Annotated in this window: 16 protein-coding genes; 5 read left to right on the top strand and 11 right to left on the bottom strand. The window is 74.6% G+C overall.

Annotation, left to right across the window (positions count from 1 at the left end):
* The first annotated feature begins 31 nt into the window (after window positions 1–31).
* Together ACIQWA_RS08845 and ACIQWA_RS08850 are read left to right on the top strand one after the other, a co-directional pair.
* Window positions 32–430, top strand: a complete 399-nt coding sequence (locus ACIQWA_RS08845) for a hypothetical protein (protein WP_402480048.1) — start codon at window positions 32–34, stop codon at window positions 428–430.
* A 185-nt stretch (window positions 431–615) separates the two neighbouring features.
* Window positions 616–1266, top strand: a complete 651-nt coding sequence (locus tag ACIQWA_RS08850; RefSeq protein WP_402480051.1) for a transcriptional regulator — start codon at window positions 616–618, stop codon at window positions 1264–1266.
* A 1-nt stretch (window position 1267) separates the two neighbouring features.
* On the opposite strand, the gene ACIQWA_RS08855 is transcribed toward ACIQWA_RS08850, so the two are convergent.
* Window positions 1268–1783 carry a hypothetical protein gene (locus ACIQWA_RS08855; protein WP_402480053.1) on the bottom strand — a complete coding sequence of 172 codons (516 nt, stop codon included), beginning with the start codon at window positions 1781–1783 and terminating at the stop codon, window positions 1268–1270.
* A 291-nt stretch (window positions 1784–2074) separates the two neighbouring features.
* On the opposite strand from ACIQWA_RS08855, the gene ACIQWA_RS08860 reads away from it, so the two are divergent.
* Window positions 2075–3250 (top strand): S1 family peptidase, encoded by a 1176-nt coding sequence (locus ACIQWA_RS08860; protein ID WP_402480055.1) that lies wholly within the window; start codon window positions 2075–2077, stop codon window positions 3248–3250.
* Between the two features lie 117 nt (window positions 3251–3367).
* On the opposite strand, the gene ACIQWA_RS08865 is transcribed toward ACIQWA_RS08860, so the two are convergent.
* Both ACIQWA_RS08865 and ACIQWA_RS08870 read right to left on the bottom strand, forming a co-directional pair.
* The gene (locus ACIQWA_RS08865; protein WP_402480057.1) at window positions 3368–4588 is read right to left on the bottom strand and encodes an ROK family protein; all 1221 of its coding nucleotides are present in this window, start codon (window positions 4586–4588) and stop codon (window positions 3368–3370) included.
* Between the two features lie 221 nt (window positions 4589–4809).
* Window positions 4810–5682 carry an SDR family NAD(P)-dependent oxidoreductase gene (locus ACIQWA_RS08870; protein WP_402480060.1) on the bottom strand — a complete coding sequence of 291 codons (873 nt, stop codon included), beginning with the start codon at window positions 5680–5682 and terminating at the stop codon, window positions 4810–4812.
* A 211-nt stretch (window positions 5683–5893) separates the two neighbouring features.
* Here ACIQWA_RS08870 and ACIQWA_RS08875 point away from each other — a divergent pair, with 211 nt between their 5' ends.
* The gene (locus tag ACIQWA_RS08875) at window positions 5894–7738 is read left to right on the top strand and encodes a SpoIIE family protein phosphatase (RefSeq protein WP_402480062.1); all 1845 of its coding nucleotides are present in this window, start codon (window positions 5894–5896) and stop codon (window positions 7736–7738) included.
* A 62-nt stretch (window positions 7739–7800) separates the two neighbouring features.
* On the opposite strand, the gene ACIQWA_RS08880 is transcribed toward ACIQWA_RS08875, so the two are convergent.
* The 3 genes from ACIQWA_RS08880 to ACIQWA_RS08890 form a co-directional block, all read right to left on the bottom strand.
* The gene (locus ACIQWA_RS08880; protein ID WP_402480063.1) at window positions 7801–8262 is read right to left on the bottom strand and encodes a hypothetical protein; all 462 of its coding nucleotides are present in this window, start codon (window positions 8260–8262) and stop codon (window positions 7801–7803) included.
* A gap of 446 nt (window positions 8263–8708) precedes the next feature.
* On the bottom strand, window positions 8709–9920 hold the full coding sequence (locus tag ACIQWA_RS08885) for a trans-sulfuration enzyme family protein (protein WP_402480066.1): 1212 nt from the start codon (window positions 9918–9920) through the stop codon (window positions 8709–8711).
* A gap of 106 nt (window positions 9921–10026) precedes the next feature.
* On the bottom strand, window positions 10027–10416 hold the full coding sequence (locus ACIQWA_RS08890) for a hypothetical protein (protein WP_402480069.1): 390 nt from the start codon (window positions 10414–10416) through the stop codon (window positions 10027–10029).
* A 220-nt stretch (window positions 10417–10636) separates the two neighbouring features.
* On the opposite strand from ACIQWA_RS08890, the gene ACIQWA_RS08895 reads away from it, so the two are divergent.
* The gene (locus ACIQWA_RS08895) at window positions 10637–12352 is read left to right on the top strand and encodes an LCP family protein (RefSeq protein ID WP_402480070.1); all 1716 of its coding nucleotides are present in this window, start codon (window positions 10637–10639) and stop codon (window positions 12350–12352) included.
* A gap of 109 nt (window positions 12353–12461) precedes the next feature.
* On the opposite strand, the gene ACIQWA_RS08900 is transcribed toward ACIQWA_RS08895, so the two are convergent.
* The 5 genes from ACIQWA_RS08900 to ACIQWA_RS08920 all read right to left on the bottom strand — a co-directional run bounded on the left by ACIQWA_RS08900 (window position 12462) and on the right by ACIQWA_RS08920 (window position 17047).
* Window positions 12462–13121, bottom strand: coding sequence for a zinc ribbon domain-containing protein (locus ACIQWA_RS08900; RefSeq protein WP_402480073.1), 660 nt, complete (start codon window positions 13119–13121; stop codon window positions 12462–12464).
* A 96-nt stretch (window positions 13122–13217) separates the two neighbouring features.
* Window positions 13218–13532 (bottom strand): hypothetical protein, encoded by a 315-nt coding sequence (locus ACIQWA_RS08905; RefSeq protein ID WP_402480076.1) that lies wholly within the window; start codon window positions 13530–13532, stop codon window positions 13218–13220.
* 189 nt (window positions 13533–13721) lie between these two features.
* Window positions 13722–14738, bottom strand: coding sequence for a signal peptidase I (gene lepB / locus ACIQWA_RS08910; RefSeq protein ID WP_402480078.1), 1017 nt, complete (start codon window positions 14736–14738; stop codon window positions 13722–13724).
* Between the two features lie 65 nt (window positions 14739–14803).
* Window positions 14804–15400 (bottom strand): helix-turn-helix transcriptional regulator, encoded by a 597-nt coding sequence (locus ACIQWA_RS08915; protein ID WP_360229074.1) that lies wholly within the window; start codon window positions 15398–15400, stop codon window positions 14804–14806.
* A 198-nt stretch (window positions 15401–15598) separates the two neighbouring features.
* A complete protein-coding gene (locus tag ACIQWA_RS08920; RefSeq protein WP_402480081.1) occupies window positions 15599–17047 on the bottom strand; it encodes a hypothetical protein in 1449 nt (482 codons plus the stop codon).
* Between the last annotated feature and the right edge of the window lie 97 nt (window positions 17048–17144).

Here is a 17144-nt window from a genome sequence, read left to right on the forward strand (position 1 = left end):
GGGGCGTTCTAGACGCGGGAGGGATACAGACATGACGAAGAACCCGTACCGCCTGGCCGCCACCGCGCTCGTTCTGCTCGTGGCGGCCCCCTTGTTCACCGCGTGCAAGAACACCGACCAGGCCCTCGACTGCGGAAAACGGGCGATCAGCCTCACCGGTGACGTCCAGGACCTCACCGACTCCGCGCTCAACGTCGGCCAGATCACCGACGAGAGCCGGCGCAAACACACCGGCACGGCCCTCAAGAAGATCGTCGAGGACGTCAGGAAGATCCGCCAGGACGGCGACGGCAAGGTGGACGCGGCGGCCGACAAGCTGTCCAAGGCCGTGGACAACGCCCAGACCGCCGTCTCCAAGGGCACTGAGCCCGACTTCGGGCCGATCGGCGACGCCGCCGGCGAGCTGACCAAGGCCTGCGCCGGAGCCTGACCCCCGCACCGCCCGCCACCCGGACCGGGGGCGCCGAACCACCGGGCGCCCCCGGCACCCGCACCGCCCGAGCACCCTGGAGCCCCCCGGAGCCCCCATCCCGGAGCCCCGGCCTGTCGCCACCGCCCCGAGGCCCGCAACCGGTAGGAATGGGCACCGGACCGAACCGCACCCCGGAGGCACCGGTGAACCATCCGATCCTCGACCAGATCCGCCGCCTGCGCGCCGAGTTGGCCCCCGGCGACACCGCGCCCGCCCTGGTCACCGCACTCGCCGACGGCACCGCCCCGCTCTCCGCGGTGGCCGAACTCGCCGCCCAGCAACAGCGGATCATCACCTCGGACCGGCGCAGCCTGCTGCTGCTCGCCACCCGCTGCGCCGACCGGCCGCTCGGCGCCTGGCTCGTCACCCTCGCCGAGGGCGAGAGCGCCGCACTGCGCACCCTGCCCGCCCTCGCCGCGGCCTGCGGCCTGGACCGCCGGGCGGTCGACGCCCGGGTGCCGCTGCCCGGCTGCCAGGCCTACCCGTCCTACCTCGCCTGGCTCGCCCTGAACGCCCCGCCGCCGGCCGCGGCCACCGCCCTGGTGGCCAACTTCGCCGCCTGGGGCGGCTACTGCGCCACCATCGCCGCGGCGCTGCGCCGCCACCACGGCTTTTCCGACGAGGCCTGCGCCTTCTTCGACTTCTTCGCCCAGCCGGCGCCCGAACTGGAGCAACAGGCCGCCGACGCCCTCGGGCCGGACCCACTGGACGACCGCACGCTGGCCGCCGCCCGGGAGTACGGCCTGCTGCTCCAGGCCTACGAGCACCTGTTCTGGGACACCCTCGGCGGGTGACTCACGCCTGCCAGTGCGGCTTTCCGCTGACCATCCGGCAGTAGATCATCCGCCCGTTCGCGTCGTGGGTGCTCCGGCCCAGGTCGTCGTTGCGGCAGAACTGCCCGGCCGCGTAGCAGTTGCCCGCGTTGGAACGGATCTCGCACTCGGTGCCGCCCGCCGCCTGGGTGTGCTGCGACTGCGGGTCGTTCGGCGGCTGGGCGGTGGTCACCTTGGGCTGCGGCTTGGCGGACGGCGTCTGCGGGTGCGCGGCGGGCGGGGCGGACGGCGGCGGGGCGGTCGCGACGGGCGGCGCCGAGGGGGTGACCACCGGCGGCGCCGGGACCGTCGGGCTCGCGGGCGCGGCCGAGGTGGGCGCGGCGGCGCTCGGCGTGGCCGCGACGCTCGGGGAGGAGGTCGGCGTGGTGTCCGCCGCCGACGGGTCGCAACCGGCCAGCGCCAGAGCGACGGTGAGGACGAGTCCGGCGAATCCCGCCAGGCCGGCCGTCCTGCGACGCCCGGATATCGGTGAAGCCATGAAGGGGGAACGCTCCGTTCCGTGGGTCCGTACGGGTGAGGCGTGCGATTCAAGCAGAACCTGCACACGCCGTGAGCACGGTTTCCCCACTCGTTGGCGGATCGAGATCTTCCGACCGCCCGACGCGGCCACCCGACGCGACCACCCGACGCGACCACCCGACGCGACCGGCCACCGCCCCGAACGCCCGCAGGGGTATAGCACCGGAGCGCGGGGCGTTACGACATGTTCCGAACATGCCAATCAGCTCGCTACGGTTCCGGCAACCCCCACGCCGAACGAGGAGACCCCATGCTCCGGATCCGTGCGCTCGCTGTCGCCGCAGCCTTCGCGACCGTCGCGCTCACCGCAGCACCCGCCGTCAGCGCCCCCGCTGACGACCCGTCCATAGCCGCCGCCCTGGCCGCCGCCCCCACCCGCACCGCGGCCGTACCGACCCCCCTGCTGCACGCGATGCAGCGCGACCTCGGGCTCGCCCCGCAGGCCGCCGCCGACCGGATCGCCCGCGAGGGCCGCGCCACCGCCGTCCAGCGCGCCCTCACCCAGACGCTCGGCGACCGCTGGGCCGGCGCCTGGATCGACGGACCGCAGGCCGAGCTGGTGGTCGCCACCACCGACGCCTCGGCCGCCCGGACCATCACCGCCCACGGCGGCCGGGCCACCGTCGTCCGGCACTCGCTGGCGTCCCTGGACCGGGCCAAGGACGCGCTCGACCGGGCCTCCCGGGCCGCCGCCCCGGACGCCACCCCGCTCTGGTACGTCGACGTCCGAGCCAACACCGTCGTGGTGCGGTCCGCCGACGACGTCCGCACCGGGGCCTTCCTGGACCGGGCCGGGGTGGACCGCTCCCTGGTCCGGGTCGAGCGGGCCACCGCCGCTCCCCGGCCGCTCGCCGACCTGCACGGCGGGGACGCGTACTACATCGACAACGCCGCCCGCTGCTCGATCGGCTTCCCGGTCACCCAGAACGGCCAGCCCGGCTTCGTCAGCGCCGGTCACTGCGGCCAGCCCGGCTCCAACGCCACGGCCTCCGACGGCAGTTCGATCGACACCTTCCAGGGCTCGACCTTCCCGGGCAACGACTACTCCTGGGTGGCGGCCGGATCCGACTGGACGGCCCAGCCGCAGGTGAACGACTACGCCGGCGGCGCGGTCACGGTGGGCGGCTCGTCCGAGCAGACGGTCGGCGGCTCGGTCTGCCGCTCCGGCTCCACCACCGGCTGGCACTGCGGCACCGTCCAGGAGCTGGGCGCCACCGTCAACTACCAGGAGGGCAGCGTCTACGGCCTCACCCGCACCGACGTCTGCGCCGAACCGGGCGACTCCGGCGGTTCGTTCATCTCCGGCGACCAGGCCCAGGGCGTGACCTCCGGCGGCTCCGGCGACTGCACCTCCGGAGGCGAGACCTACTTCCAGCCGGTCAACCCGATCCTCGACACCTACGGCCTGACCCTGGCCACCGGCTGACCCGCCCGGGGCCGGCGGGTTCCACCGCACCCACCGGCCCCGGCCTCACAGCCGCCACCGCGCAACCCCCGCCTCACAGCGCCCACCTCACGGCCCCCGCCCTCACAGCGCCCACCCTCACAGCTCCGCCGTCCGGCGCTCGAACACATCGGGACGCGCCGTCTCCAGCGCCGTGGCCACCGCGCCGAGGAGCACCGCCTCCTCCCCCAGCAGGCTCGGGGCGAGCGTCGGAGGCATCGGCGCGAAGCGGCGCAGGGCCCGCTCCAGCGGTTCCAGGAGCAGGTCCGCGCTGCTGCCGATTCCCCCACCGAGCACCAGCAGGTCCGGGTCCAGCACGGCGGACAGCACCGCCACCGCGTATGCGAGCCGGTCCGCCTCCCACTCCACCGCCCGCAGGGCCGCGTCCTCCCCGGCCCGGGCCCGCTCGAAGACCTGCTTGGCCGTCAGCCGGCTCCGGCCCTTCCCCGCCAGCCCGAACTCCCGGGCGGCGCGCACCACCGCGTCCGCCGCCGCTTCCTGCTCCAGCGTGGCCACGGCCGGCTCGCCCGGGCCGGCGGGCAGCGGCGCCAGGCCGATCTCGCCGAGCGCGCCGTGCGCACCGAGCAGCAGCTCGCCGTCCTTCACCACCCCCACGCCGAGGCCGGTGCCGACCAGCAGGTAGCCGAACATCCGGCTGCCGCGCCCGGCCCCCAGGGTGTACTCGCCGAGCGCGGCCAGGTTGGCGTCGTTGGCGACCGTCACGGCCGTGCCCAGGCCCTCGCCGATCCGGTCGAACAGCCCCGGCCGGCCCCAGCCGGGCAGGCTGGTGGCGTACCGCAGGCCGCGCCGCTCCTCGTCCCACACCCCGGGCGTGCCGATCACCGCGTGCACGAGGTCCCCGGCGGCCAGGCCCGCCTCGGCGGTCGCCTCCCACGCGGCGGCGACCACGGCGTCCGCGACGGCGTCCGCGGTCCGCCCCCGGTTGGGCACGTCCCGCCGGGCGACCACGGTGCCCGCCAGGTCCGCCACGGCGACCCGGAGCCGGGCCCGGCCGACGTCCACGCCGAGCACGTGACCGGCCGTCGGGTCGACCTCGTAGAGCACCGCGGTGCGGCCCCGTTCCGGCGCCACCCACCCGGCCTCGCGGACCAGCCCGGCCTGCTCCAGGTCGGCCAGCGCGGCGGACACGGTGGGCTTGGACAGGCCGGTGTCCCGGGCCAGTTGGGCGCGCGAGGTGCCGCCGCCGGTGCGCAGCAGCTCCAGCAGCAGCCACTCGTTGTTGCTGCGCTGCCGCTGCCGGTTCCACGGCACCCCCGGAGCCCCTGCCGCCGGACGACTGGTCGGCTGGTGGGGGCTCATCGGTTCCTCCGGTCTGGGCTGCTGACGGGCTGTCCTGCACGGGCGGGGCTGCCCGCGGCCGACGCCGCCGACGGCCCCGGCGCCGCCGCCCAAGTATGACCGGTGATCACCCACGACCCACCGCCCGGACCCGCCGGGAGGCCCACCCGGACGACCACCCGCGCCGCCCGAACGCCCGCTCGCGCCGCCCGGACACAAGCCCGGCGACCCACGCCCGACGGTCAGGCGCCGCCGGTCGTGACCCAGCCGCCGGTCATCGCCCCCACCGCCGACCCGTCCAGGTCGGCCAGCTTGACCCCGACGAAGGCCCGGGCCGCCTCGGAGGTCTGCACCCGCAGCGGCGGCCGCTCGGCGGTGAGCACGTCGACGATCGGCGCGGCCGCCTCCTCGGGCGTCTGGGCACCGCCGAAAGCCTTCAAGGTCCGGTCGACGTAGGCCTCCAGGGCGGGGCCGTACGGGCCGGCGGCGGCCACCAGCGCGGGCACGTCGATGCCCTGGTTGCCGATGAACTCGCTGGCCACCGCGCCCGGTTCGACCACGCTGACGGCCACCCCGACAGCCGCGGCGACCGGTGCCAGCGACTCCATGAAGCCCTCGACGGCGAATTTGGCCGCGCAGTAGGCCTCGTTGAAGGGCTGTCCGACCACCCCGCCGACGCTGGTCACGGTGACCACCCGGCCGCCGGCGGCGCGCAGGTGCGGCAGCGCGGCCCTGGTCACCTCGACCACGCCGAAGTAGTTGACCTCCATGGCGGCGCGCACCGGCGCCATGCCGTCCTGCTCGACGGTGCCGACGAAGCCCGCGCCCGCGTTGTTGACCACGGCGTCCAGCCGCCCGTGCCGGTCGAGGACGACGTCCAGGCAGTGCGCGACGGAGGCCGGGTCGGTGACGTCCAGCCGCTCGATCTCGATCCGCTCGGCGACGCCCGCCTCCTCCGCCGCGCGCAGCAGGTTCCCGGCCCGGCCGGTGTCGCGCATGGTGGCGACCACCCGGAAGCCGGCCCGGGCGGCGGCCACGGCGGCGGCGAGGCCGATTCCGGAGGAGGTGCCGGTGATCAGGACGATCCGGGTGCCGTTCATCGGGGTGACTGCCATGCGGGCCCTCCTCGCGACCGCCGGGCGTTCCGGGCGGGTCGATTACTGTGTGCGTGTGCACGCACTCTACAAGTGTGTGTGCGCGCACGCAACCGGCCGCGCTGCGCTCCTTGCTCTTCGCTCTTCGCTCTTCGCTACGACACCGTCTCCGAGCGGTCAAGGTTTCACCCAGTTGTAGGCGTGCCGCGCTCCGGCGCGTGATCATGGGGCTATGCACTTCCGGCACGGGCCCCGAGCAGAGGGCACCCCACCCCCGGACGCCCGCTCCCTGACGGCGACCGCGGCAGCCCTGGCCGCGCGCCTCGCCTCCATCACCGGCAGTGACCGCCTCGGACGCCCGGGCCGTGACATCGAGAACCCCGGCAGCCAGAATCCCGACAGCCAGAGCCCCGGCAACCAGAACCCAGGCATGGAGTACCCCACCGACGAGCCCCCCGGTAGCGACCCGGACCTGCTCCGCGAACTGCTCGCCACCGCCCCGGTCGGCATCGCCCTGCTCGACGACCAGCTGCGCTGGCACTACCTCAACCCGGCGTTCACCACCGTCACCGGCCTGCGCCGCGCCGACCTGCTCGGCCGCGCCGCCGCGGCCACCCCCTTCGCCGGTGCCGTCGCCACCCTGCGCCGCGTCCTCGCCGACGGCCGCGACCGCGAGCACGTCAGCGGCGGTCCCGACGGCCCGGACGCCCCCGTCCCGCCCGGACTACGGGTGCGCTACCGGCCGCTGCGGAACGGCGGGCGGACCACCGGCGTGATCGTCGCGGTCCTGGACGACCCCGACCCGGCCCGCGAACAGCTGCGCGAACTCGACCACGCCCGCGCCCGGCTCGCCCTGCTGGACGCCGCCGCCGAGCGGATCGGCACCACCCTCGACATCGGCACCACCTGCGCGGAACTCGCCGCCTTCACCGTGCCCGCCCTCGCCGACCTCGCCGTCGTCGACGTGCTGCCGCCCGAGGCCGAGCCCGCCCGCCCGGGCCGGGCCGGCGCCCAGCGGCTGCACCGCGCCGCGGTCCGGGCCGTACCCGGACTCGACGCCGCCCTCGCCGAACTGGCCCGCCCCGGCGAGTCCGTGCGCCACCGCGAGGGCTCGGCCGCGGCCCGCGGCCTGGCCGGCGGCGTCGCCGTGCTCACCGAACCCGGCCCCGCCGACGCCTGCCCGGCGGGCACCGCCTCACTGCTGGTCCTGCCGCTCTCCGCCCGCGGCCGCCTGGTCGGGGTGCTCACCCTCGGCCGCACCGCCGCCACCCCGGCCTTCACCCCGGACGAGGCCACCCTGCTCGGCGACCTCGCCGCCCGCGCCGCCACCGGCATCGACAACGCCCGCAGCTACACCCGCTCCCAGGGCATCGCCCTGGAACTCCAGCGAGCCCTGCTGAGCGAGCCCGGCAACCCGCACCAGAACCTCGCACTGGCCTCCCGCTACCTGCCCTCCGGCAGCAGCTCGGTGGTCGGCGGCGACTGGTACGAGACGGTCCGACTGCCCTTCGGCCGCACCCTGCTGGCCATGGGCGACGTGATGGGGCACGGCGTCGAGGCGGCCGTCGACATGAGCCACTACCGCTCGGCGCTGCGCGACATCGCCACCATGGACCTGCCCCCGCACCGGATCCTGCGCCAGCTCGACACCGTGATCTCCGCCGACGACACCGCCCGCCCGGCGACCTGCCTGCTGGCCCTCGCCGACCCCGGCCGCGCCCGCTGGACCTTCTCCAGCGCCGGGCACCTGCCGCCCGCCCTGATCACCCCGGACCACCCCACCGAGCTGCTGCCGGTTCCCACCGGCCCGCCGCTCGGCACCGGTTTCGGCGGCTACGAGCAGTCCACCCACCCGCTCGACCCCCGGCAGACCCTGCTGCTCTACACCGACGGCCTGGTGGAGCGTCGGCACGAGGACATCGACACCTCGCTGGAGCGCCTCGCCGCCCTCAGGCTCCCCGCCACCGGCGACCTCGACGAGCTCCTCGACGCCGTCCTGCACTCCCTCGCCCCGCCCCCGGCGCCCGCCGCGGAGGACGACATCGCCCTGCTCGCCGCCCGGCCCAGGGCCCGCTGACGGCCCGCCCGCCCAGCTCTCGAACCGGACCACTTCTCGAGCCGGACCACCGGCCCGCCGGGCTACTCCTCGAACCAGACCACCAGCCGGACGTGCTGCTCCCCGTGCACCTCGGCAAGGGTGCGAAGCACCGTCCACACCGGCCGCCACGGCCCGTCGGCGGGAACGGCGTCGCGGCGCCGGTCGCGCTCGGCCCGGAAGACCAGCGGGCCGGTGTCCCACTCGGTGCCCTCGGCCCAGTGCTCGCCGAGCCGCCCGAAGTCGAAGGTCCGGCTGTCGATCCCGGCGGCCCGGGCGAAGGCCCGGCTCCAGTCCTCCCGCCGGACCGGATCCAGCGAGCCGTCGGGCCGCCGCCGGTACCGGGCGATCCTGGTCGCCCGGGGCAGCGCCGGCTCGTCCCAGTCCACCGCGAGCACCTCGTCCCAGCCCAGCCAGGTGGCGCCGAAGGCCGCCGGACCCCAGGAGGCGTGCCCGGCCCGGGTGGTGGCCGAGGCGTCCTCGGGCAGGCCGCGGGCGCCGACCACCGGCCGCCAGTGGCCGTGCGGGTCCCGTACCCCGAAGAGGCAGGCGAAGGCGGCGTAGTCCCTGGTCGGGCCGAGCAGGGACAGGTCGACGGCCGCCTGCCAGGCCCGCTCCCCGGGGTTGAGGGCGCGTCTTGTGGATCAGGTCGGACCAGACCGCGGCGTCAGGGTGCGTGCATCGCAAGGCGGAGGAGGGAGTCCATGCGGTGGGGGCACCTCCCGGCCGAAGGCTGGGGGCCATCGGCGACCGACGACAACGCGGCGAGGTGCGTGCCCTGGCGTCGCGGGCCTGGCCTGATCCACAAGACGCGCCCTAGGCCGGGGCCCAGGTGCGGCACTCCACGAAGCCCCGGATGTCCGTTCCCATGGGCCGGATCATGCCCGGCCGGCTACGATCCCCGCACCCGGATTACCGCCCCACCGGGATTACCGCCCCACCAGGTCGGGCCTCACCCGGCCTTCGCGAGGGCCTGCTCGACGTCCGCCCACAGGTCCTCCGGGTGCTCGATGCCCACCGAGACCCGCACCGTGCCCGGGCCGATGCCCGCCGCCGCCAACTCCCCGTCCGACAGCTGCCGGTGCGAGGTGCTGGCGGGGTGGACCACCAGGGTGTGGACGCCGCCCAGCGAGGGTGCCAGCGCGGCCAGCCGGACGGACTCGGTGAAGGCCCGGGCCGCCTCGCGGCCGCCCGCCAGGTCGAAGGCCAGCACGCCGCCGTGGCCGTCGGGCAGCAGGCGCCGGGCGAGTTCGTGGTCGGGGTGGTCGGGCAGGCCCGGGTAGTGGACGGCGTCCACGGCCGGGTGGCTGGCCAGCCGGGTGGCCAGGTCGAGCGCGGTGTCGCAGTGGCGGCGGACCCGCAGCGCCAGGGTCTGCAGGCCGCGCAGGGTCAGCCAGGCGGCGAAGGGGTCGGCGCTGGCGCCGAGTTCGGTCCCGTGGTGCCAGACCTTCCGGTGCAGTTCGGGGTCGGCGAAGACCGCGATCCCGGCCAGCACGTCCGAGTGCCCGCCCAGGTACTTGGTGGCCGAGTGCACCACCACGTCCGCGCCGTGCTCGATCGGGCGGCACAGCAGCGGGGTGGCGAAGGTGTTGTCGACCACGCTGAGCACCCCGGCCCGCTTGGCGACGGCGATCAGCCCGGGCAGGTCGGTGACCCGGGTGGTGGGGTTGGAGACGGTCTCCAGGTGCAGCAGCCGGGTGGTGGGCCGCAGCGCCGCCGCCACCTCGTCCGGGTCGGAGCCGGAGACGTGGGTGACCTCGACGCCCCACCGCTGCGCGAGGTCGGCCAGCAGCGCGAACGTCCCGCCGTACAGGCTCCGTTGGGCGATCAGGTGGTCGCCGGAGCGCAGCAGGGCGAGCAGCACGGTGCTGATCGCGCCCATTCCGGAGGCGGTGGCGAGCGCCCCGGTGCCGCCCTCCAGGTCGGCGACGGCGTCCTCCAGCGAGCGGACGGTGGGGTTGCCGTAGCGGTTGTAGACGAACGCGCCGTCGGGGCCGGTGAAGGAGGCGGTGAGCGCCTCGCTGGTCTCGAAGGCGTACAGGTGGCCCTGGTGCAGCGGGATGCCCATCGGCCGGGCGCCGCCGAGTCCGGCCAGCGGCGGGTGGACGATCCGGCTCTCGGGGCGCAGCGCGTCGGCGGCGGGGTTCCGGGGGAATTCGCTCATGCCGCCCATCCTGGGGCGCGGCGGCCGGGCGGGACAGGGCCAATCACAGCCGGGTGGCCCGCCCCGGCGCCGTGTCGGCACCCGGGCGGGCCGCCCCGGAACCGACTCAGCGACGGCGGAAGAGCTTCCGCACCAGGTGAACGATGCCCCAGATCACCAGGATGATGAACAGGATGATCAGAATGACCACGACCAGCAGGAACTTGCCGAGCTTGGCGAAGAAGCCGGACTTCTTCTTCTCCTCCTTGGCCGCGACGTGCGCGACCTGCGTGACCTGCCCGACGTGCGCGACCTGCGCGACCTGCGCGACCTGCCGGTCCTGCGCGCCCTGGGCGGCGGCGGTCCCGGCCGCCGGTCCGCCGGCAACGGCCGTGCCGCTCACGGCGGTCCGGGGTGCGGCCACCGCCGTCGCGCTCGATGCCGCGGCGCTGAGGCCGACGGCGGCCAGCAGTGCCACCAGGACGCCGGCTATCGAACGTGCGATCCGGTGAGTCATCGTGCTCCTCGTACGGGTACGGAGCGACGGAGATGAGACCCGGTCGACCTTCTCTCATGGTCTGACCAGTATTTTTCTCATCTGCGCCTAGTATGCTCCTCTGGAAGTTCTACAGCGGTGTAAAAGTTTAGCGGCGGGACGACCCGGATCCGACTCCGACCCAGGACCACGCAAGCCACCGCTCCGTCGGGGTTCCGTGGCAACTGTGGAGGATGACGCCGTGTCGGGTCGCAGGGGTTCCACCGAGAGCGAGAATTCGTCGCACCGGGCCGGTGGACGCAGAGCGGCGAACCGCAAACCCGGTACGGGCGCGGACGGTTCGAGCAGGGACGGCTCCCCCGAGGACCGTTCGGCCAAGGACCGCCCGGCCAAGGACGGCCCGGGCAAGGGGATACCCGACGCCCGCCCCGCCGGCCGGGCCAGGCGGAAGCCCAAGCGCAGCACCAAGCAGAAGGTGCTCTGGGTGACGGCCGGCTGCACCGCCCTGCTGGTCCTCGCCGGCGGCGCCGTCTACTACCGCCTGAACAGCAACATCACCACCTTCGACCGCGACGCCCTCAGCAAGGACCGCCCCGAGGCGGCCGCCCCGGACGCCCAGGGGCGCACCCCGGTCAACGTACTGATGATCGGCTCGGACAGTCGCGGCAACGGCAACAGCGACCTGGGCGGCGGCGGGGACGAAGGCGCCCGCTCGGACACCGCGATCCTGCTGCACATCTACGCCGACCACAAGCACGCCGTCGGCATCTCGATCCCCCGCGACTCCCTGGTCGACATCCCGCCGTGCAAGCTGCCCAACGGCAAGTGGAGCAAGCAACAGACCAATGTGATGTTCAACAGCGCGTTCTCGGTCGGCAACACCGACCAGGGCAACCCGGCCTGCACCCAGAACGCCGTCGAGAAGCTCACCAACCTGCGCGTCGACCACACCATCGTGGTGGACTTCGGCGGCTTCGCCGCGATGACCAAGGCGGTCGGCGGAGTCGAGGTCTGCCTGCCGAACAACGTCTACGAGGGGGATCTCAACCCCAACCTCGGCCGCAAGGGCAAGGTCATCTTCGCCAAGGGCAAGCAGAAGGTCGAGGGCCAGTCCGCACTGGACTTCGTCCGGGTCCGGCACGGCATCGGCGACGGCTCCGACATCGGCCGCACCAAGCGCCAGCAGGCCTTCCTCTCCTCCCTCATCAAGGAGGTCAAGTCCCGCGGCATGGACCCGACCACCCTGCTGCCGCTCGCCGACGCGGCGACCAAGTCGCTGACCGTCGACCCCGACCTCGGCTCGGCCGCCAAGCTGATGTCCTTCGCCATGTCGATCAAGGACGTCGACCTGCACGACGTCAAGTTCCTCACCGCGCCGTGGCGTTACGAAGGCCCCCGGGTCGCCCTGGTCCACCCCGACGTGGACCAGCTCTGGGCCGCGCTCAAGGCCGACCACACCATCGACGGCCAGGACGCCAGCGCCCAGAGCCCGGCCGCCACCGGCTCCGCCGCCCCCAGCACCCCGCCCGCGGCCGAGGCCACGCCCTCCCCGACGGCGGCCGCCAAGAACGCGGACATCAAGGTCGCCGTCCTCAACGGCACCGGCGAGAGCGGCGTCGGCAGCAAGGGCGCGGAGACCGTCAAGGCCGCCGGCTACACCGTCACCGCCGTCGGCAACGCGGCCGGCAAGGCCCGCAGCACCACCGTGGTCGAGTACGGCGCGGGCGAGCGCGGCAACGCCGAGGCCGTCGCCAAGCTCTTCCCCGGGGCGAGCGTCCAGGCCGGCGGCAAGGGCCTGAGCGTGGTGCTCGGCCGCGACTTCGCCGCCGCCAACCCGGCCCCCGCCACCGGTTCGACCCCCGGCGCGCCCGCCGCCCCGGCCCCGCTGCCGAGCAGCGTCAGCGGAACCGCCCGCTCGGCCGACGACGACCCGTGCGCCAACGTGTCGTACGGCTGAGCCGCCCTCCCGGGGGCCGTCCCGCAACCGGCGGCCCCCGGACGAACCGACGGGGCGCCCGCGGACCTCACCGGCCGGCGGGCGCCCCGTCGCGTCGACTGACGGCCGCTCAGCGCCTCGTCCCACAGGACGGGCAGAACGCCGCCCCCTCGGGCACATCCTGGTGGCACTGCCCGCACTGGACGGGCTGCGCCAGCTTGAACCCGCAGCCCGGGCAGAACGGCGTGCCGTGGGTCTCCGTGTGGCACTGCGGGCAGACCAGTTGGCGCGGCGTCCGCACGTCGTACTTCGCGCCGGACTCCTGGCCGACCTGGTACGCCCGGTCCGACACCATGTCGTTGAGGCCGCGCCGCTGGGCCGCGGCCGCCTCGGCCGCGGTGTCCGGGGCGCAGCCGAAGCACAGGCCCTGCTCCGGGTTGAAGCAGCGGCCGCAGACGTAGTGGGTGCAGCGGGCGCAACGGTTGAAGTGCGAGCTGGCGTTGTCGATCGCGCGCTGGAACGCGGCGTCCCGCGAGCTGCCCCAGGTGTGGCCGGCCAGGCCGTCCGCGGCGTTGCTGATGGTGTTGGCACTGCCGCCGATGAGGTTCCAGGCCGCGCTGACGCCCTTGCCCAGCCAGCCCGCCACCTGGCCGGTGGTGAACCGCTCGAACGGCGAGCGCCAGGTGTCGGAGCAGCGGTAGCAGGAGAACTCGAACTGGAAGCCCGCGCCGGTCCCGTACTGCTCGCACAGGTCACGGTAGTTGTTGCTGAAGTAGATCTCGGAACTCACGTCGTCCCCGGTTGCTGAAAGTGGCCTAGTCGGCGTTCGCTCCCAGGGACGACAGGTGCCTTCGAACGGTTCCGCCAAGAACTCCCGACACTCTCTTCACAACCCGGAGACCGGTAGCAGCCGTACCCGGTCGGGTTCGAACGGCCGCCAGTCGGCGGGCCGTCCGCTGCGGCCGACCCGCAGTTGGCACCAGCTCCGCCCGGCCGGGTCCTGCCACCAGCCGCTGATCCGGCCGGGCGCCCAGCGGCCGTCACCGAGGTCGACCTCGACCGGCTGGTAGACCCACCGGACCTCCCGGTCCGCCGGTCGCCCGGGCACCTCGGCGGGCGCCGCGAACTCGGCGGACGACACCGCGGGCGCCGCGAACTCGGCGGGCGACACGGCGGGCGCCGCGAACTCAGCGGACGACACCGCGGGCGCCGCGAACTCAGCGGACGACACGGCGGGCGACATCGCGGACACTGCGGGCCCGTTCGAACCCTCCACCACGGCTCCGCCTCCGCTCCGACCGGTGCGACCGCGCCCGTCGCCGCGGCCCGTCGCCGGAACTCTACAGCCGCGTAGAACACGGCGGGTGGAGTTCCGGCGAAGCGGTCCCGCTCAGCGCCCGGTGCGCCGCGCCCGCCGGCGCCGCCACAGCGCGATCGGCACCACGCCCGCGAGGGCGAGCGCCGCCGGCGCCGGGGGCGCCTCCGCCGGGCCGCCCGCGGCCCGGGAGGGCACCTTGTCGAAGGTCCCCGGGACGGGCAGGGTGGACCAGTCGGAGATCGGCCACGCCACCACGAAGGCCCGGCCGACCACGTTGTCCACCGGCACGAAGCCGTCCCCGGTGAGGTTCTGGTGCGGGCGGGAGTCCCGGGAGTTGTTCCGGTGGTCACCCATCACCCAGAGCTTGCCCTTGGGCACGGTGACGGTGCCGACCGGGTCGTTGTCGCAGGGCGTCGCCCCGGGGAACACGTACGGCTCGTCCAGCGCGACGCCGTTCACCTTCACCGGACTGCCCGCGTTGCACTCCACCGTGTCGCCGCCGACCGCGATGACCCGCTTGATCAGGTCCTTCTCGTCCGCGGAGGGCATCAGGCCGACGGTGCTCAGTGCCTTCTGAACGGTGCTGGTGAAGCCGCCGGAGCTCGTCGTGGGGGTGTCCTCCAGCCAGCCGCCCGGGTCCCGGAAGACCACCACCTCGCCGCGCTCCGGCTCGGCGCCGAACCACGGGGTGAGCTTGTCGACCAGCACCCGGTCGCCGATCTGCAGGGTGTTCTCCATCGAACCGGAGGGGATCGAAAAGGCCTGTACGAAGAAGGTCTTGATGCCGAGCGAGAGCAGCAGGGCGATCACCAGCAGGATCGGCAGCTCCTGCCAGAACGGGCGCTTCTTGCGCGCGGGCTTCGCACCGTTCCCGGTGGGCTCCTCCGGTCCGGTGGCCCGCCCGGCTTCCGGCTCCGACGGCTCCTCCGTCCCGGCTCCGGAACCAGTGCCCGAGCCGCTGCCCGGGCCGGTGACCGAACCGGTGGCCGAACCGCCGCCCGGCCCGGTGTCCGGCCCCGCCGGCGCGGTCCCCGGCCTCTGCTCGGTTCCGCCGCTCTCGCCGGACTCCGTGCTCTGCTGCACACTCATGTATTCGGCCCCTCCCGACGGCCTGGGGGGAGCCCGAAGCGGAGACCCCCTGTCAGGGAACGAACCTACCGAACAGAGGTTCCCGGGCGCGCCCTGATGTGGATCCGTTCGCCCTGCGGACCGAACAGGCTGAGGAACTCCACCGGCTGCGGGCCGGCATTGCCGAAGCCGTGCGGGGTCCGGGTGTCGAACTCGGCGGCCTCACCGGCGGTCAGCTCCAGGTCGTGCGGGCCGAGCACCAGCCGCAGCCGCCCGGACAGCACGTACAGCCACTCGTAGCCCTCGTGGACCTTCAACTCCAGCTCCGGCCCGGCGTTCCGGCCCGGTGGCACGATGTGCTTGTACGCGTGCAGACCACCGAGGTGGCGGGTGAGCGGGATGACGGTCTGCCCGTTCCTGGTCACCGGGCGCGGGTGGATCCGCGGGTCTCCGGTGGCCGGGGCGCCGACCAGTTCGTCCAGCGGCACCCGGTACTCCCGGGCCAGCGGCAGCAGCAACTCCAGGGTCGGCTTGCGCTGCCCGGACTCGAGGCGGGACAGCGTGCTGAGCGAGATCCCGGTCGCCGCGGCCAGCTTGGCGAGCGTGGTGCCGCGCTCCCGGCGCAGGGCCCGCAGCCGCGGACCCACCGTGGTGAGGACGTTCTCGAACTCTTCGTCGGCCATGCCTGCTATTCGCCGGGACGGCAAGGGTGCTTGTCAATCCGGCACACCGGTGACGGCCACCCCGCCTGCCGGCAGGGCCCGGTGGCGGTCCGCCGATCGCCACCGGGCCCCGTCCTCCGGCTTCCCGGATCACAACCTTCCAGTCATCCCCTCATGCGGCAGCCCCGTCACGCGGTCGCCCCGTCAACGGGCCGCGCGCTACCGGTACTCGCGCAGCCGGGGCCGCACCCCCAGCGCGGTGAGCGCCACCGCCGCCGCCAGAACGACCCCGCCCAGGGCCGCCGTGGTGCCGTCGAGGTCGCCGTCGGTCGCCGCGACGGCCGAGTCCATCGCCTTCCGGTTGACGTCGATGGTGTCCTCCAGGGCCGTGCTCAACTGCCCGAACTGGTAGTTGGACTGCCCCTCGGCGAGGCCGGTGTTGAGCGTGATCGCGTCCTTGAGCTGCCCCGCGCCGCGCAGCACGCGCATCCGGTGGTCGATGGCCTGGTACTCCTGGAAGGCGCTCAACACCCGCTCGGCGGCCGCCTGTTCGCCGGGGAAGGTGATGTTGTGCAGCTCGTCGCCCAGGTACCCGCCGAAGGGGACGGTCGAGCGGTCCTGGTGGTGCCGTTCGACGGCGGTCTGCAGCCGGGTGCCGTAGGTGTCCAGGGTCGCCCCGTCGAAGTGGACGATCGCCTGGCTCTGCTCCAGGTAGGCCTGCTCCCACACGGCCGCCCGGCCCGGGTCGATCAGGTAGCGGCTCTCGTCGGCGTTCATGTCGTACGCGACGGCGCGGGACCGGCTGAGGGCGATCACCGAGTCGTAGGCGTCACTCTTGGCCGTCGCCAGGTGGTCCGAGGTGCGGCCCACCAGGGCCAGGCCGGTCACCAGGACCGCGCCGGTCAGCAGGGTGACGCCCGCCAGGGCGGGGTTGAACACCCGGTGGTAGCGCACGAACAGGGCGCGCTGGAGCCCGAACAGGGCGGCGAGGGCGAGCAGTCCGACGGCGAACAGCCACCACCAGCCGGTGCCCAGGGCGGCGCGCTGCTGGCCGTAGACGCGGTCGACGGTCGCCTCGTTGGCGGCGGTGACCTGGTCGGCGGCGGGCAGCAGCTGGCTGCGCAGCAGGTCGGAGGCCTGCCGATAGGCGTCCAGGGCGGCGGGCGAGGGCTTGCCGGCCGGGGCCTTGGCCTGCTCCTCCAGCAGCTGGGAGCGGGCCACCAGGGCCTCGTAACTGCCGAGCCGGCCGAGCACCAGCTGGACGGCGCGCTGCCCGGCCGGGTCGTCGGCGGCGGCCTGGGCGGCCTGCTGGAGGTCGTCGTCGGCCTGGTTGCGGCGCAGCTCGTAGGTGTCCAGGGTCTGCTTGCGCAGCGCGGCGTAGTCCTGGTCGTCGCCGACCAGCAGCAGGTTGGCGGCCTGGGCGTCCATGTCGCTGAGCGCGAAGTAGAGGTCGGCGGCCCGGGTGGCCTGCGGGGCCGCCCGGTGGCCGATGGTGTCGGTGCCGTCCCGGGCGCCGCCGAGCACGGCGGTGGCGGTCGCGCCGAGGCCGATCAGGGCGGCCAGGCTCAGGGCGGTGAGCCCGCGCACCAGGCGCGGGGTGGTCCAGTAGGAGCGGCTGCCGACCGTCCGCAGGCCCTGCCCGAGCCGGGCCAGCGGTCCGGACGGCACCCGAGCTCCCGCGGGCTCCCCGCTCCCGGCCGGTTCCGGGCCGTCGTCCCCTCCGGCGGCCGCCTCCTCCGAGGTGGCCGCTCTGCCTGCAGTCGAG

Origin of the sequence: Kitasatospora sp. NPDC098652, from assembly GCF_044760155.1 — a bacterium.
Classification (GTDB): domain Bacteria; phylum Actinomycetota; class Actinomycetes; order Streptomycetales; family Streptomycetaceae; genus Kitasatospora.

Excerpts from the sequence above, each read along its gene's own strand:
- ACIQWA_RS08845 (WP_402480048.1), top strand. The coding sequence starts at position 32 with ATGACGAAGAACCCGTACCGCCTGGCCGCCACCGCGCTCGTTCTGCTC.
- ACIQWA_RS08855 (WP_402480053.1), bottom strand. The coding sequence starts at position 1,783 with ATGGCTTCACCGATATCCGGGCGTCGCAGGACGGCCGGCCTGGCGGGA.
- ACIQWA_RS08860 (WP_402480055.1), top strand. The coding sequence starts at position 2,075 with ATGCTCCGGATCCGTGCGCTCGCTGTCGCCGCAGCCTTCGCGACCGTC.
- ACIQWA_RS08865 (WP_402480057.1), bottom strand. The coding sequence starts at position 4,588 with ATGAGCCCCCACCAGCCGACCAGTCGTCCGGCGGCAGGGGCTCCGGGG.
- ACIQWA_RS08870 (WP_402480060.1), bottom strand. The coding sequence starts at position 5,682 with ATGGCAGTCACCCCGATGAACGGCACCCGGATCGTCCTGATCACCGGC.
- ACIQWA_RS08875 (WP_402480062.1), top strand. The coding sequence starts at position 5,894 with ATGCACTTCCGGCACGGGCCCCGAGCAGAGGGCACCCCACCCCCGGAC.
- ACIQWA_RS08885 (WP_402480066.1), bottom strand. The coding sequence starts at position 9,920 with ATGAGCGAATTCCCCCGGAACCCCGCCGCCGACGCGCTGCGCCCCGAG.
- ACIQWA_RS08890 (WP_402480069.1), bottom strand. The coding sequence starts at position 10,416 with ATGACTCACCGGATCGCACGTTCGATAGCCGGCGTCCTGGTGGCACTG.
- lepB (WP_402480078.1), bottom strand. The coding sequence starts at position 14,738 with ATGAGTGTGCAGCAGAGCACGGAGTCCGGCGAGAGCGGCGGAACCGAG.
- ACIQWA_RS08915 (WP_360229074.1), bottom strand. The coding sequence starts at position 15,400 with ATGGCCGACGAAGAGTTCGAGAACGTCCTCACCACGGTGGGTCCGCGG.